The following is a 13542-nucleotide window of genomic DNA, read 5'->3' on the forward strand; positions in this document are numbered from 1 at the left end:
TCGGCGCGCTTTGCGGCTATCCCTCGGTTCTCGGCGACGTGTATTCGTTGATCGACCTTGTCAGTGTGCCCGTACCTTGGCGACCCACGACGGGCAGCACCCCTGAACGAGAGCAGCAGCGATGCCGGACACCCCTCCCCGCCCCACCACACCTCCCCCGCCTTCCCGCCCGCCGGTGCCCCCACCGGCGACCGCCCCCTACCCGGCCGCCTACCCGCCCCCGTATCCGGCGCCGCCCCCGAACGGCCCCTGGTCGGGATCCGGACCGGGCTTCGGCCCCGGGTCGGGGTCGGGGCCGGGGCCGGGGCCGGGGTTCGGCCCCGGGCCTGCGTCCGGTGGGCGGAGCCGTCGGCTCCCGGCGGTCGTCGCGGGTGTCGTGGTCCTGGTCCTGCTGGCCGGTGCGGGCGCGTGGTTCGCGTTCGGCGGCTCGGACGACGGCGATTCGGACGCCCCGGCGTCGGCCGCGTCCGGCGCGTCCCCCGGCCCCGGCGGGTCGAAGGCCGCGCCGAAGAGCGATCTCGTCCAGGCGTGGACGGCGGCCGCCCCCGGCCGCTCGGACTCCGCGCGCGGCGGATGGGTCGTGGGCGCCAAGGTCTACACGGTGCTGGAGTCGGGTATCGCGGTGCGCGAGGTGGCGGGCGGCGCCGAGACGGGCAAGGTGGCGCTGCCCGCGGCTGCGGGCAAGATCTGCGCCGCGGCCGCGCGGCCGGTCGGCAATGTCGGCCTCGTCGGCTGGGAGGGTGCCTCGGGCGACTGCGACAACGTCTCCGCGCTCGACCTCGACGCCGGAACCGTTCTGTGGTCCGCAGTCCTGACGGAATCCTCGGGGGCGTGGGAGATGGCGCTGAGCGGGTTCGGCGACCAGGCGGTCGCGGGCGCGGGCGGCTACGTCTACGCGTTCGACCTGCGTTCCGGCACCGTGAAGTGGAAGTACAAGTCCCAGGACGACGGCGGGGTCTACGGCAGCTGGGACATCCGCGACGTGCTGGCCTCGCCGACGCAGATCGCGGTCACCGTCCAGAAGATGGACCAGAAGACCAAGTACATCGGCGGCGTGGTGGTGCTGGACCCGGCCACCGGCACAGCACGCGCGAAGACCCAGCTCGCCAACGGCCCGGACAGCTGGCCCAGCCTGCTCGCCGCCGACCCGGTCGTCGTCTTCGACGAGTGGAACGCGACCGGGATCCTGGGCAAGAAGGCCGGCGTGATCGCGGTCTACGACGGCGCGCTCAAGCCCGGTGCACGGTTCGAGGTCGGCGAGGAGGACGAGATCGTCTTCGACAAGAGCAGCATGCTCGACGGCCTCAACGAGTACGACGGCTCGGTGGTGGTCCGTGACGGCGTCCTCTACACCGGGTTGGGGTCGGCCCAGGACGTGCGCAGCGTCGGCGCGTTCGACCTGGCGACCGGCAAGCGCCTGTGGTCGTCGTCCACCAAGGTCTCGGGCTACCCCATGCCGCTGTCGGCGGACGATTCCGGCGTGCTGGTGCTCGTCGGCGAGGACCACGGCGGCACCGAGGCGCACGTGCAGCGGTTCGCGAAGGCGGACGGCACGGTGACCACGGTGCACACGCTGCGCGCCAAGCCCGCCGCGGCCGGCGCGCCGACCGCGGCTTCGCGCAACGCCTACCCGGACAAGGACGACGAGGTGGAGATCGACCTGGGCGGCATCACCTACGTCGCCGACGGCCGCGTGGTGATGCTCAGCGGAAGCTCCTCCCAGCCGCTGGTCCGCGTCTTCGCCTGACCGGCGACGGCCGGGGGGCCTCCGGGCGTGTCGACGTGCCGGGTTGAGCCCACACCGCACTCGGGGGTTCTCGGGGGTTCTCGGGGGTTGGCCCCCGAGTGCGGTGTCGGCTCCCTACTTCTTCCGCTGGTCACAGGCATGCGCCCGGAACTCGGCAACGGAGGTGGTCACCACGGAATTGACGTCCCGCCAGGGGCTGTACCTGACCTGGTCCACGGACAGGGCAGCCAAGTCGTCGAAGCTGAAGCGCACATGCACTCCCGACCACGTGTTGTCGTGCGTCGCCCCGTAGAGCGTGTAGGCGTGCCCCGGCGACAGCAGCGGTGACCGGTCGACGCTCCACTCCGCATTACCGGCGAACGGCCAGGCCGCGAAGTCTTTGACGGCACCGGCGTGTTGCCAGTGGGTGTGGGCCTCGGGGGTCGCGTCGCCCTCCTCGTGGAGCACCGCGGCATCGATGCGCCCCTTGCAGACGGCGACGAAGACCATCGGCGCCCCGTCCGCGGCCACGCCGACCCCGGTCACCGCACCCTCCGGCACGGTGCAGGAGGTCAACAGGCCCATGCCCAGCGCCATCGCAACGACAAGTGCAGCCAACCGAATTCGCGACACGGACGCATTCTGCCGCACCGTTCCGCCACCCGATCACGGTGCCGCGGGTTCCTCGATCCCGAAGAGCCGCGCTCCGTTGTCGTGGCAGACGGCGCGCAGCCAGGGAGCGCCCAAGTCGAGGCGTTCCAGGGCGGCGAGGGCGTCGACGTAGGGGTACGGAATGTTCGGGAAATCGGAGCCGAGCAGGATCCGGTCGCCGAGGGCGGCGAGCCGGGCGAGTTCGTCCCGCGGGAACGGCGCGTCGCGCTCCGCGAAGTCGGTGAACGCCATAGTGGTGTCGAGGTAGACCTGCGGATGCCGGTCGGCGAGGTCGAGGAACTCGCGGTACTCCGGCATGCCCATGTGCGCGACGATCAGCCGGAGCCCCGGATGCCGGTCGAGCACCCGGCCGATGGGCCCGGGTCCGGTGTGCTTGCCGGGCATGGGCCCGGAGCCGCAGTGCGTCACCACCGGAATCCCGGCGTCGGCAAGCAGCCCCCACACGGCGTCCAGGAGGGGATCGTTCGGGTCGTATGCCCCCACCTGGAGGTGCGCTTTGAACACGCGGGCACCGTCGCCGACGGCACGGGCGACGTAGTCGGCCGCGTCCGGCTCGGGGAAGAACGTGGCGGTGTGCAGACAATCGGGGGTATGCGCCGCGAAGTCCGCAGCCCAGGCGTTGAGCCATGCCGCCATCTGCGGCTTGTGCGGGTAGAGCATGGCGCTGAACCGCCGGACCCCGAACGCCCGGAGCGTCTCCACCCGCGCCTGCTCTTCGCTGCGATAGGTGATCGGCCACGGCCGCCCGATCAGCGGCCCGGCGGAGTCGAAGTACGCCCACACCTTGTCCATCACCTGCTTGGGCATGAAATGCGTGTGCACGTCCACGAGCCCCGGCAGCCCCAACTCCCGCCAGAACCCCCGAACCCGCTCCGCTTCGCCGCTGCCGCCTCCGGTGGTGATCGCCATCGCCCCATCGTGCCACCGACGCGGTGGGGCGTTCACGGCGGGCGCCGCACAGGAAAACAACCGGTCGGAGCGGGGTGCCCGGAACCTGTCGGACGGTGGCGGGACGGTGTTGCCGCTTCGATTCGCCCCTGCTGTGAAGCGACTGGTCACGTGGGGGTACCTGGCAGGGACGGGGGTCCACGGCGGCCGGAGCCGTGGACGCCGAACCGGCGGTGGGCGCGGCGCCGGTTCAGGTGGGGAACCTGCTCGGCGATACATCGCCCCTGCGCAGCTGCCCCCTCGACCCCAGCCCTGATCCGATCACCGGAGCGTTCACGGACGGACGCCGGCGGCGCGGCCCACGGGCCGAAGTCCTCGTCCACGCGGCTCGTCCACGCGCCTCGTCCCGCCCTCATACCGCCGCGCGGCGGTGGGCTGGGGCCCGCGCCTGTGCCGTCGCGGCCCCGGTCGACCCGTCCCAGGACCTCCGTCCCGGAGGGGCGGTTCGGGGGTGCGGTAGCGTCGCGAGGGTGTTGCTTCACGAGATCCTGGCGGGGGCGGCCCGGGAGCGGGCCGACGCGGTGGCCTTGGTGTGCCCGGATGACGGGGTTGAGCTGACGTTCGGTCAGTTGCGGGCGTGGAGTGCCGGGTTGGCCGGTGCGGTGGCGCGGCGGGTGTCCCCCGGGGGACGCGTCGCGATCGTCGCGCACAACCGGGCCGAGTACGTCGCGGCCTGCTACGGCGTGCCGCAGGCGGGTCGGGTGCTGGTGCCGTTGAACCCACGGCTGCATCCGCGGGAGTGGGCCGAGCAGCTCGATCGGGCCGGGGCCGAAATGGTGCTCGCCGAGGACGGTCCGGCGGACGGGCTCGACGGTGTGTGGCCGGGGCCGGTGGTGCGGTTCGGCGACTGGGCGGCGCTGCTCGCGGAGGGCGCGGGTGTGGAGCCGGAGGGCCCGGCCTCGGACGCGGACTTGGCGTGGCTGCTGTTCACATCGGGGTCGACGGGGCGGCCGAAGGGTGTGCGGCTGACGCATCGGAGTCTCGCCGCCGCGATGCGGACGACGTTGGCGCGGCGTCCGGTGCAGGAGGACACGGTGTTCCTGACGCCGTTCCCGCTGTGCCACGTCGCGGGCGCGTACCAAGTGCCGATGCACCACATGGCGGGTCGGCCCGCGGTGGTGTTGCGCAAGTTCGATCCCGCGGGGTTGCCGGGGCTGGTCGCGGAGTACGGCATCACCAGCATGTCGCTGGCGCCGACGATGATCGACGCGTTGCTTGCGCAGCCGGAGGCCGCGGCGTTGCGCGGTCGGGTCCGCGGTATCGGGTACGGCGCGTCGGCGATCTCTCCCGCACTGTTGGCCCGTACCGCGGAGGTGCTGGGCTGCGATTTGGGTCAGGGATACGGGTCGACCGAATTGTCCGGGAATGCGGTGTTCCTGACGCCTGCCGACCACCGTCCGGAGCTGCTGACCGCCGCGGGACGCCCGGGGCCGGGGGTCGAGCTGCGGATCGTCGACGACAAGTGGACGGACGTGCCAGCCGGGGAGCCCGGTGAGATCGCGATCCGTGCCACCCAGGTGTGCGACGGCTATTGGGAGGATCCGGCGGCGACCGCCGAGGCGATCCGCGACGGCTGGCTGCGCACCGGCGACCTCGGCCGGGTGGACGCCGACGGCTATCTGTATGTCGTGGACCGCAAGAAGGACATCGTGATCTCCGGCGGCGAGAACGTCAGCGCCCGCGAGGTCGAAGGGGTGCTGCGCGAACACCCGGCCGTACACGAGGCCGCGGTCATCGGCGTGCCCGACCCGCGGTGGGGCGAGCGCGTGTGCGCGGTCGTCGTGGCCGATCCGGGCACCGTCTCCGCGGCGGATCTCGAGGCGCTGTGCCGGTCGCGGCTGGCGGGCTTCAAGGTGCCGCGAGTCATCCACTTCGTAGCCGAGCTGCCGATGACAGCGACCGGCAAGATCCACAAGCCGACACTGCGGGAGCGGTACGCGACGCTGTCGTCGTGAGATGGCGGCGGGGCGTCCCGGTCCGGTCGTAGGCCGGATGGCCGTCGTGTCGAGGTGTGGTCACCCGGTACGAGCGCACGCGTCGGGCGATGCGTTGCATCGTCGCTGTGGCTACACCCGGGGCACCCGCCGGGGCGTGCTGGTCGGCGGCCTTGCCCGCTCGGAGCTGTGGCCCCCGCGTCAATCGACCTGCCTCCGTGGCGTAGGAGCTGACGGAGTGCGAGTCGGATGACCGGGCCACCCGCCACCGACGCCCGTGGCCACCGGTGCCGCCCCCCTCTCCCCCACCGATCAGCTGACAAGATGCCCGGCATGGTCCCCTTCCTCGTCGGCCTCGTCGTGCTTGTCGCCGCCTCGTTGCAGCGGTTGACGGGTATCGGCTTCGGGCTGGTCGCGGGGCCGGGTCTGGTGTTGCTGCTGGGGCCGGGGCAAGGCGTGCTGCTGTCGAACCTCGCGGCGGGGGCGATCAGCGCGTACGGTCTCGCGACCGCGTGGCGCCGGGTGCGTCTGACCGCGATGCTGCCGCTGGTCGGGGCGGCGATGCTGACCGTGCCGGTCGGGGCCTGGCTGGTGGGCCGGCTGCGGGAACAGGTGCTGATGATCGGCATCGGCGCGCTGGTCGTGGCCTCGGTGTCCCTGCTGCTCGCCGGGGTGCGCCTACGCGGGCTGCGCGGACGCCGCGGTGCGCTGGCCGCGGGCGCGGCGAGCGGCATCATGAACGCGTCGGCCGGCGTCGGCGGCCCGCCGCTCACGCTGTACGGCGTCAACGCGGGCTGGGCCGGCGCGGAATTCGTGGCCAACGCGCAGTTCTACGGGGTCACCGTCAACGGCTTGTCCGTCGCCGCGAAGGGCCTGCCCGACATGCCGCTGCGTTCGTGGCTGCTGATCACGGGCGCGGTGGCGATCGGCATCGCGGCGGGCAGCCGGATCGGAGGCGTGTCCGACACCCGGATGCGACGCCTGGTGCTGGGACTGGCCTTGGTCGGCGGGTTGTCGATCACGCTGAAGGGCTTGTACGCCTGAACCGGCGCCGGCGCCGGCGCCTCGCGCATCAGAAGTTCAAAACCCTCGATTGCCTGCGCCCCGGCTTGCGTGACCTCGCGCCGAACCTCAGGACGTCATCGTCATCGTCATCGTCAGGGGCCCACCATGCGCCCCCACCCGCCCTGTCACACCCCCCTGTCACACCCCCCTGACACCCTCCCCCCATGACCACCCCACCCCAGCCCACGCCTGCCCAGCCCGCGGATGCCCGGCCCGCCCCCTGGACCCTGACCCGGTTCGAGTCCGCGATCCGTGCCGCGTGGGCGGCCGACACCTGCTCCCCCGACGACGCCGAGCGCACCCCGTGGGGGATCGACAACCCGGCACTCGGGCATTGCGACATCACCGCGCTCGTCGTGCACGACGTGTTCGGTGGCGAGTTGCTGGTGGGCACGGTGCGGTCGGGTGACGACGACCACGGGTTCCACTGGTGGAACCGGTTGCCCAGCGGCGTGGAACTCGACCTGACCTACGAGCAGTTCATCCGGGGTCAGGTGGTCGGGCCGGCCCGGACGGTCGTGCGCCCGGCTGGACCGCTCCGCAGGCGCGCCGAGGAGTACCACCGGCTGCGCGCTCGCGTGGCGGAACACCTCGGCGCGGAGCTTCCTCCGGCCGGGAACTGACGGCACTGCCTGCCGCGGTGGTGCTGCAAACCCGGTCTCCGTTCCAGGCGGCAGCCGACCGGCGTCAGTCTTCGTCTACCGCGATCTCGACGTGCTCGCCCGGCTTCGGCAGGTGCAGGCGGTCGGCGAGGCCCGCGGCGGCGAACGCGTCGACGAGGGTGTCGGCGCCCTCGGTGAAGTGCGTCCAGTGCTCGAAGTGCAGCGGGACGACGTGCGCGGCGCCGAGTATGCGGGTCGCCTCCGCGGCGTGTTCGCTGGTGAGCGTGAGCGGGCCGTCGGCGACCGGAGTGCGGGCCGCGCCGGCGAACAGCACCGCGACGTCGACCGGACCGAGTCGGTCGGCGATCGCGCGGACCACGTCGAGCGACGCGTTGTCGCCGCTGACGTAGACCCGGGGCAGGCCGTCGCCTTCCAGCACGAAACCGGTCACCTCGCCCACCAGGTGCTCGGTGCCGTCCGGGCCGTGCTGGGCCGGGACGCCGGTGATCCGCAGCACGCCGCCGTCCGGCCGGGGCAGTTCGGTGGACGCCCAGTTCGGCAGCACGGTGACCGTGTCGCCGAGCCGCTCGTGCGCGGACGCGGTGCTCAGCACGAGCGGCACCGCGTCGAGCACGATTCGGCCGGAGCGGTCGAGGTTGTCCGGGTGCTGGTCGTGGGACAGCAGGACGGCGTCGGCCGGGAGCACCTCGTCGGCCGCGGCGGCCGGGCCCGCGGTCTTCACCAGCTTGCGGGCGCCGACCGGATGGTCGCCCGGCGGATCGAATGTGGGGTCCGTGAGCAGGCGCAACCCGCCGATTTCGACGAGCGCGGTCGGGCCGCCGAGGTACTGCACGGTGATGCGGGCGCGGGTCATGGCACAACTCCAGGGCGTTGACGGCCGGGCGGCCGGGCGGGTCGTACGGGCCAGAACCTGGCCGTCGCCGAGATCATTCCGCGCAACGGTCGAATCACGCGACCGGGCTTGTGGACAACGTCGGCTGTGGACGGAGAACTTGAGGCACGGCAAGCGACCGTGATAGCCGCGCGCCCCGCCCCATGCCCGCACACAGCCCCTCGCGCGCTCGACCAAGCCGCCGTGACCGCCCGGGGCCCCTTGTAGGAGCCTACGAAGAACCACGCCCGCCCCACCGTGGCTTTCAACCCTTCCGCCGCTAGCTGAGATCACTCCATTGGCGGTGTACTCGCTGACATCCGTCGCAGCGGAACGAGGAAAGAGTGGAACCCGTGATGCGGCGGCGGCCGTTTTCGGAAGTGCCTCGGCGAATGCGGCCGCGGGTCCGTCGCCGAATTGCCGCAACGTCCGCCGAGTGCGGGTGAATTCGGCCCGTGTTGACCGAACGTACCGGCTCCAGTGGAGGTTTGCCGATGACCGACCGTCGCCCGGAGGACATGCCGCCGATGGCCGTCGACGTCGTCGAACCGGCCGACTCGCACCCGCCCTACGGCGTGCGCTACCTCGGCGAGCCGCCGACCGTTTCCGCCACCCCCGCGATCCCGAACGCGATCCGCAACGCGACGGGCTTGGACCTGCCACACCCCCCGGCCGGTCCCGAGCACATCTGCGGCGTGCCGACGGCGTAGTCCGCCCCGCGCCCGCGGCCCACAAACACGCCCCCACCCACAACTGTCTTCTTCCGCAAAGGAGTAACGCGTGCAGACCCAGCAGACGAGCGTCCAGGAGCTGGAGCGGGCTTGGATGGAGGAGGCGATCAGGTTGGCCACCGCGAGTGTGGCCGATGGCGGCGGTCCGTTCGGTGCGCTGGTCGCCAAGGGCAGCGAGATCGTCGCGATCGGGAACAACCAGGTCACCGCGAATCTGGACCCGACGGCGCACGCCGAGGTGACGGCGATGCGCGCGGCCTGTCAGAAGCTGGGCGTGTTCGCGTTGGAGGGCTGTGTCCTGGTGACGTCGTGTGAGCCGTGTCCGATGTGTCTGTCGTCGGCGTTGTGGGCCCGCGTCGACCGGATCGTGTTCTGCGCCGATCGGGACGACGCCGCGGTGGCCGGGTTCGACGACCGCAAGTTCTACGACCTGTTCGAGAAGAAGCCCGCATCGATGTGGCCGACACCGGTCGAGCAGCTCGACCTGCCGCAGCGCAACGCGCCGTTCGACGCGTGGCTGGCCAAGGCCGACCGCATCGATTACTGAGCACCCACCCGCGCGGGCCCGGGTGCCGATGCGGGACCTTCGGCGCCGGTACCCTGACCACGGACGACGGTCGGGGTACCGGAATGGGGAGGTTCACCGTGGTCGACGGTTTCCTGACCGCCATCGACAGGACGCACTTGTCCCGCGCGGTCGAACTCGCCGCCGAAGCACGCGACGGCGGCAATCACCCCTTCGGCGCGGTGCTGGCCGGTGCGGACGGCGACGTCCTGGCCGCCGCCCGCAATTCGGTCGGGACGACCGGCGACGTATCCGGGCACGCCGAGACCAACCTCGTGCGGATCGCCACCACCCGCGTCGACGCCGCGCTGCTCCCGGGCAGCACGCTCTACACGAGCTGCGAGCCGTGTGCGATGTGCTCGGGGGCGATCTACTGGTCCGGTATCGGGCGCGTCGTTTTCGCGCTGTCCGAGGCCGACCTGTACATCCTGACCGGCGACGACGCCCGCAACCCGACGCTCAAGCTGCCGTGCCGCACGGTGTTCGCGGCCGGCAGCCGCCCGATCACCGTCGTCGGCCCCGTGGACGTGCCCGGCATGCGGGACGTCCACAAGGGCTTCTGGCACTGACCGGCAGCCGCCCACCGACCGGCAGCGGCCCACCGGCGCGGCAGCCACCCACCGACCGGCAGCCGCCACAGAAACGCCCCCGGAACGGCCCTCCGCACCCGGACGCCCGACCGAAGCTCACGAGAACGGCGCCTCGACCCGGTAGCGCCAGAATCCGTCCTCCGTCCGCCGCGCCACACCCGTCGCCGTGCCGCGGATCGGAGCGTCCCCGTCGGCCGAGTCGTCCGGGTCGTCGCGTGCCCAGTCGACGGTGAGCAGCGCGATGTCGCCCGCGACGTGGGCGTGCCGGAGGCGCACGGTGGTCGGTGTGCCGAGTTCGCCGCCGGGTGGTTCGGGGTCCCCGTAGATCTGCGCCACCAAGGCGGCGTGCGGGGTGTTGAACGCGGCTTCGAAGGCGGTCGGCCGGCGGCCGTCCTGGGCGAGGCCGAAGCGTACGGCGCCGGTTTCGCGGTGGTGCGTCATGGGTCCAGCGTCGGCGGCGGCGCTGACCGATGCCTGACAGGGCGCTGACAGGGCGGGAGGCCGGCATTCGGCGCGGGTTCACCCGGGCGTTGCCGCGGGCTGATATGCACGTGCGGTGAACCAGCCCCAGCCATCCCCCGCTCCCGGGCTCGCGCGCCGTCTGGGTACCGGAGACGCGGTCGTCGTCGGCCTCGGATCGATGATCGGCGCGGGGGTGTTCGCGGCGTTCGCGCCCGCGGCGCGGGCGGCCGGTTCGGGGTTGCTGATCGGTCTGACGATCGCCGCGGCGGTGGCCTACTGCAACGCCACGTCGTCGGCGCGCTTGGCGGCGCGGCATCCGCAGTCGGGCGGTACGTACGTGTACGGCCGTGAACGCCTCGGCCCGTTCTGGGGTTACCTCGCGGGCTGGTCGTTCGTGGTCGGCAAGACGGCGTCGTGTGCGGCCGTGGCCATGACCGTGGGTGCCTACGTGTGGCCGCACTACGCCCGTGCGACGGCCGCCGGCGCGGTCGTCCTGCTGACGCTCCTCAACCTGCGTGGCGTGCAGAAGGCCGCGTGGCTGACCCGCGCCGTCGTGGCCGTCACGCTTGCGGTGCTGGCCTTTGTGGTCGCCGCGTGTCTGACCGTCGCGGACACCGATCGTCTGACTCCGTTTCCGGACGCGAGCGCCTACGGCGTGCTGCAGGCGGCGGGCCTGCTGTTCTTCGCCTTCGCCGGGTACGCCCGGATCGCGACGCTCGGCGAGGAGGTCCGCGATCCGCAGCGCACGATTCCCCGGGCGATCCCGCTGGCCCTCGGCATCACGTTGGTCGTGTACGCGGCGGTGGCGCTCACCGCGCTGCTTGCCCTCGGGCCGGACGGACTCGCCCACGCCACCGCGCCGTTGGACGCCGCGGTCCGCGCGTCCGACTGGTCGGCGGCCGCTCCCGTGGTGCGGATCGGCGCGGCGGTGGCCGCGCTCGGGTCGCTGCTCGCGTTGATCCTGGGCGTGTCGCGGACGACCCTCGCGATGGCCCGGGACGGGCACTTGCCGCGCACGCTGGCCGCCGTCGACCCGCGGCACCAGGTGCCGCACCACGCCGAGATCGCGGTCGGCGCGGTGGTCGTGCTGCTGGTGACGCTGGTCGACCTGCGCGGCGCGATCGGCTTCTCGTCGTTCGGTGTGCTCGTCTACTACGCACTCGCCAACGCGTCGGCGATGCGGCTGGGTGCCGACGAGAATCCGCCGCCCCGATGGCTGCCGTTCGCCGGCCTCGGGGGCTGTACGGTGCTGGCCGTGACGCTGCCGTGGCGGTCGGCTCTGGTCGGCGCCGCGGTGGCCGGTGCGGGGGCGCTGTGGTGGCTCGTGCGCCCCGCGGGCGCCCGGAACCGCGGCTAGGTAGGCCGTGTCCGGAGACGTCCGGAGATCCGGATACATCCGGAGACTAGGTGTACGGCTGTGTCCCGGGCTTCTCACCCGGACTTCCCAGGCTCGCTACCCGGGCTGGGTCATGGCGGCGGCCGCTAGCCGCCGGTAGGTGAACCCGAGCTTGCGGTACAGGCGTTCCGCGGGCGCGTTCCAGTCGTCCACCATCAGTCCGACGCGGCCGCGCTCGGCCAGGATCGCGTCGACGAGGAACCCGCAGACGCGGCGGCCGAGCCCCGCCCCGCGGGCGGTGCGGTCCACGGCGACGCCGCTGAGGAAGCCCATCGCGGGCGCCGACCACGCTTCCGCGGCGACCGCCGCGGGCCGCCCGTCGGCGCCGCGGATCCCGGCCCAGCGCAGCACACCGGGGATGCCCGGGCGTGCGTACGAGTCGGGGAAGACGTCGTCGATGAGCGCCGCGATGTGCGCGTCGTCGGCGGGCTCCAGCCACTCGGCGTCTTTGCGTCCCCCGCCGGTCGCGGTGGCCGTCTCGCCGGCGCGGCGTTCCATCCACGCGAACTCGCCGAGCACGGCCAGCCCGTCGATGCCGTCGCCGAGGGCGCGCACCAGTTCGGGCGCGCCCAGCGGCCGGTACGTCGCGCCGATCTCGTCGAACACCGCGCGCACGAGCGGGACCAGGGCGTCGCGCTCGCCGTGCACCACGAGGCGGTCGCGCAGCGACAGTCCGGGTGCGGCGACCGCGACGGCCGTCCCGTCCGCCCACGCGCGGGCGCCGTCCTGCGCCGCCCACGCGCACAGCCCGTCGTCCCGGGTGAGCCGCGGAACGTCGGCGAGGTCGATCTCGTGGTGCATACCGCTCAGCGTAGGCGCGGGAACGGCGTCGGCCGGGGAGGCGGCGCGTGTACGGTGCTCAGCCTCGGCGTGGTCCGATGGTGATGCAGGTCGGGCTGCCGGTCTTCAGCACGACAGCGGGTTCGCCGAGGAGTCCGGTCACCGGGTCGCGGCGCAGCGCGGTGACGGCGTCGCCGTCCTGTGCGGCGATGTAGAGGAACTCGCCGACGAGGGCGGCGTCGCGCGGCCAGGCGGCGCCGACCGGGGACTCGCCGATGCTGCGGATGGTGTCGCCTTCCACGTCGAGCACGGTGACGGTGTCCGGGCCGCGGTTGGCGACGTAGACGAAGCGGCCGTCGGGCGAGGCCACGATGGCGGACGGGTAGTTGCGCACCGACGTGTCGGCGGCCTCGACGGCCGCGGGGGTACCGGTCGGCAGGGGGTGGACGGCGGGGTCGAGTTCGCCGACGACCCAGGCGCGGCCGGGGCCGGCGAGGGCGAGGTGGCGCGGTCCGGTGCCGGGGGTGACGGCCCACGGGGTGTCGGGGGTGGCCGCGCCGTGGGCGAAGCGGAACCGCCAGACCCGGTCCGAGCCGAGGTCGCAGACGAGCAGCAGGTCGGCGTCGAAGACGACCTGGTGGGCGTGCGCGCCGGTCTGGCGTTCCGTGTCGGGTCCGTGTCCGGCGAGGGAGATCACCACGTCGGCGGGTTCGGCGGCGCCGTGTCCCCCGATCGCGTGAACGGAGACGCGGCCGTCGCCGTAGTTCGCGGTGAGGACGTACTGCCCGGTCGGGTCGACGGCCAGGTGGCACGGCGCGCTGCCGCCGGTGGGCACGGTGCCGAGGGGGGTGAGCGAGCCGTCGATGGCGATCGCGAACGAGCTGAGGGTGCCGTGCGGTTCGAGTTCGTTGACGGCGTAGAGCGTGTGGCCGTCCGGGTGCACGGCGAGGAACGACGGCGACGGGGTGGCCACCGGTTCACCCAGCGGGGTGAGTTCCCCGGTTTCCGGGTCGTACGCGCACACGGTGATGCCGGCGCCGCGGCCGTCGGTGTCCGCGGTGTAGCTGCCGATGTAGACGAGAGGCCGGCCGGTCGTGTCCATCGTGCGCTGCGCTCCTGTCCTCGCGGGCTCCGGAGCGGGCCGGTTCCGCGTGTCGTACGTGTGCGGCGACCAGCCCG

At 72.9% G+C, this 13542-nt stretch carries 13 protein-coding genes and 1 pseudogene; 8 read left to right on the top strand and 6 right to left on the bottom strand.

All coding sequences use genetic code 11. The annotated features are described in order from the left end of the window. Positions 1 to 376 precede the first annotated feature (376 nt). The gene (locus tag ABEA93_RS23330; RefSeq protein ID WP_345677661.1) at positions 377 to 1747 is read left to right on the top strand and encodes an outer membrane protein assembly factor BamB family protein; all 1371 of its coding nucleotides are present in this window, start codon (positions 377 to 379) and stop codon (positions 1745 to 1747) included. 114 nt (positions 1748 to 1861) lie between these two features. Here the strand turns inward: ABEA93_RS23330 and ABEA93_RS23335 are convergent, their stop codons facing one another. Both ABEA93_RS23335 and ABEA93_RS23340 read right to left on the bottom strand, forming a co-directional pair. Next, positions 1862 to 2311, bottom strand: a complete 450-nt coding sequence (locus ABEA93_RS23335) for a hypothetical protein (RefSeq protein WP_345677662.1) — start codon at positions 2309 to 2311, stop codon at positions 1862 to 1864. An 81-nt stretch (positions 2312 to 2392) separates the two neighbouring features. Continuing rightward, positions 2393 to 3307 carry an amidohydrolase family protein gene (locus ABEA93_RS23340; RefSeq protein ID WP_345677663.1) on the bottom strand — a complete coding sequence of 305 codons (915 nt, stop codon included), beginning with the start codon at positions 3305 to 3307 and terminating at the stop codon, positions 2393 to 2395. A gap of 509 nt (positions 3308 to 3816) precedes the next feature. Here ABEA93_RS23340 and ABEA93_RS23345 point away from each other — a divergent pair. The 3 genes from ABEA93_RS23345 to ABEA93_RS23355 all read left to right on the top strand — a co-directional run bounded on the left by ABEA93_RS23345 (position 3817) and on the right by ABEA93_RS23355 (position 6968). Then, complete coding sequence (locus tag ABEA93_RS23345) at positions 3817 to 5301, top strand: class I adenylate-forming enzyme family protein (protein ID WP_345677664.1); 1485 nt, start codon at positions 3817 to 3819, stop codon at positions 5299 to 5301. A 312-nt stretch (positions 5302 to 5613) separates the two neighbouring features. After that, positions 5614 to 6324, top strand: a complete 711-nt coding sequence (locus ABEA93_RS23350; protein WP_345677665.1) for a sulfite exporter TauE/SafE family protein — start codon at positions 5614 to 5616, stop codon at positions 6322 to 6324. 185 nt (positions 6325 to 6509) lie between these two features. Further along, complete coding sequence (locus tag ABEA93_RS23355) at positions 6510 to 6968, top strand: YunG family protein (protein ID WP_345677666.1); 459 nt, start codon at positions 6510 to 6512, stop codon at positions 6966 to 6968. Positions 6969 to 7032: 64 nt separating this feature from the next. Here the strand turns inward: ABEA93_RS23355 and ABEA93_RS23360 are convergent, their stop codons facing one another. After that, positions 7033 to 7821 carry an MBL fold metallo-hydrolase gene (locus ABEA93_RS23360; protein WP_345677667.1) on the bottom strand — a complete coding sequence of 263 codons (789 nt, stop codon included), beginning with the start codon at positions 7819 to 7821 and terminating at the stop codon, positions 7033 to 7035. A gap of 533 nt (positions 7822 to 8354) precedes the next feature. On the opposite strand from ABEA93_RS23360, the pseudogene ABEA93_RS23365 reads away from it, so the two are divergent. From ABEA93_RS23365 to ABEA93_RS23375, 3 genes and pseudogenes are all read left to right on the top strand, one after another. After that, positions 8355 to 8549: pseudogene (locus tag ABEA93_RS23365) on the top strand (hypothetical protein); the annotation flags it as partial. A 115-nt stretch (positions 8550 to 8664) separates the two neighbouring features. After that, complete coding sequence (locus ABEA93_RS23370; RefSeq protein ID WP_345677830.1) at positions 8665 to 9117, top strand: nucleoside deaminase; 453 nt, start codon at positions 8665 to 8667, stop codon at positions 9115 to 9117. Positions 9118 to 9215: 98 nt separating this feature from the next. Further along, positions 9216 to 9704 carry a nucleoside deaminase gene (locus ABEA93_RS23375; protein WP_345677668.1) on the top strand — a complete coding sequence of 163 codons (489 nt, stop codon included), beginning with the start codon at positions 9216 to 9218 and terminating at the stop codon, positions 9702 to 9704. 117 nt (positions 9705 to 9821) lie between these two features. Here the strand turns inward: ABEA93_RS23375 and ABEA93_RS23380 are convergent, their stop codons facing one another. Beyond that, complete coding sequence (locus ABEA93_RS23380) at positions 9822 to 10166, bottom strand: DUF4440 domain-containing protein (RefSeq protein WP_345677669.1); 345 nt, start codon at positions 10164 to 10166, stop codon at positions 9822 to 9824. 115 nt (positions 10167 to 10281) lie between these two features. Here ABEA93_RS23380 and ABEA93_RS23385 point away from each other — a divergent pair, with 115 nt between their 5' ends. Next, positions 10282 to 11544 carry an APC family permease gene (locus tag ABEA93_RS23385; protein WP_345677670.1) on the top strand — a complete coding sequence of 421 codons (1263 nt, stop codon included), beginning with the start codon at positions 10282 to 10284 and terminating at the stop codon, positions 11542 to 11544. Between the two features lie 96 nt (positions 11545 to 11640). Here ABEA93_RS23385 and ABEA93_RS23390 read toward each other — a convergent pair whose 3' ends face one another. Further along, complete coding sequence (locus ABEA93_RS23390) at positions 11641 to 12384, bottom strand: GNAT family N-acetyltransferase (RefSeq protein WP_345677671.1); 744 nt, start codon at positions 12382 to 12384, stop codon at positions 11641 to 11643. A 58-nt stretch (positions 12385 to 12442) separates the two neighbouring features. Further along, positions 12443 to 13465, bottom strand: a complete 1023-nt coding sequence (locus ABEA93_RS23395) for a lactonase family protein (RefSeq protein WP_345677672.1) — start codon at positions 13463 to 13465, stop codon at positions 12443 to 12445. Between the last annotated feature and the right edge of the window lie 77 nt (positions 13466 to 13542).

The organism is Yinghuangia aomiensis (genome assembly GCF_039542225.1).
Taxonomy (GTDB): domain Bacteria; phylum Actinomycetota; class Actinomycetes; order Streptomycetales; family Streptomycetaceae; genus Yinghuangia; species Yinghuangia aomiensis.